Annotated in this window: 1 protein-coding gene; it reads left to right on the top strand. The window is 68.9% G+C overall.

Features of this window, described 5'->3' with window-relative positions:
• The first annotated feature begins 138 nt into the window (after window positions 1-138).
• Window positions 139-1,296: an IS30 family transposase gene (locus tag ABTY15_RS39685; protein WP_350607698.1), complete on the top strand. Its 1,158-nt coding sequence runs from the start codon at window positions 139-141 to the stop codon at window positions 1,294-1,296.
• Window positions 1,297-1,335: the final 39 nt, after the last annotated feature.

The following is a 1,335-nucleotide window of genomic DNA, read 5'->3' as shown; positions in this document are numbered from 1 at the left end:
CTTGAGTTCTAGTGGTCGTTGCAACACCCCAGTTCAAGGGGTGCAATGTTCAAGATCCGGGAGAACCGGACGGTGGCTCAAGGCCGGAAGGTCCTGGTCCGGGAGCGGGAGGAATACTTCCGGCTTGTGGATCAAGGAATGGGGCTGGCCGAAGCCTGCGCGGTAGTCGGCATCAACGTCCGCACCGGCAAGAGATGGCGCAACGGCCGCAACGCGTCGGGCCGGGACAAGGCGGCACCACCTATCTACGAGGTGGTGCCGCCTCCCGTCGGACCGGCCGAGCCCGCGGCGCCCGAGACCTCCCGCTACCTCGGCGAGGCCGAGCGCATCCACATAGCCGACCGGCTACGGGAGAAGGCCACGATCCGGGCCATCGCCACCGAGCTGGGCCGCAGTCCCTCGACCGTCAGCCGCGAGATCCGGCGCAACCGCACGGTGCTGCCGAAGGGCGGCTGGTACTACCGCCCCCACGCGGCCCAGCGCCGTGCCGACCAGCGCCGGCCCCGCCCCAAGCCCAGCAAGATCGGCCAAAGTCCCGAACTGCGGGACTTCATCCAGGACCGGCTGGCAATCCAGTGGAGCCCCGAGCAGATCTGCCGCGCGCTCCGTGAAGGCTTCCCCGAGCATCCCGAGATGCACGTCAGCCACGAGACGGTCTACCAGGCCCTCTACACCCGCGGCCGGGGCGACCTGCACCGCGATCTGACCCGCAACTTGAGAACCGGGCGACGACTCCGCCGCCCGCGCCGCCAGACGGACAGGCGCAGATCCCGCCCCATCAAGAACATGCTGATGATCAGCGAGAGGCCCGTCGAGGCCGCCGACCGAACCGTCCCGGGCCACTGGGAGGGCGACCTCATCGTGGGCCCCAAGTCGCGCTCCGCGATCGCCACCCTGGTCGAACGCAGCAGCCGCTACCTGGTCCTCGTCCACCTGCCCTTCGGCCACACCTCCGGCGCTGTGCGCCACGCGCTCACGGACGTCTTCAAGATGCTGCCGGAGCAGTTGCAGCGGTCCCTGACCTGGGACCAGGGCTGCGAGATGGCCGCCCACCGAGGATTCACCCGCGACACCGGTGTCCCGGTCTACTTCTGCGAGCCCGCCAGCCCCTGGCAGCGGGGCACCAACGAGAACACGAACGGCCTGCTGCGGCAGTACTTCCCCAAGGGCACCGACCTGGCAGCCCACACCCCCGAGCGCCTGGCCGCCGTCGCCGACCAGCTCAACAGCCGCCCACGCAAAACGCTCGGCTGGGAAACTCCAGCCGAGCGCCTGCGTACACTGCTCGCGGCTTGATCAACTCACCACGTGTTGCAACGACCCTTCGAATTCGCC

This window comes from Kitasatospora sp. NPDC097643, from assembly GCF_040302625.1.
Taxonomy (GTDB): Bacteria; Actinomycetota; Actinomycetes; order Streptomycetales; family Streptomycetaceae; genus Kitasatospora.
The sequence above is the reverse complement of the archived record's forward strand: the minus strand, read 5'-3'. Positions and strand labels throughout refer to the sequence as shown.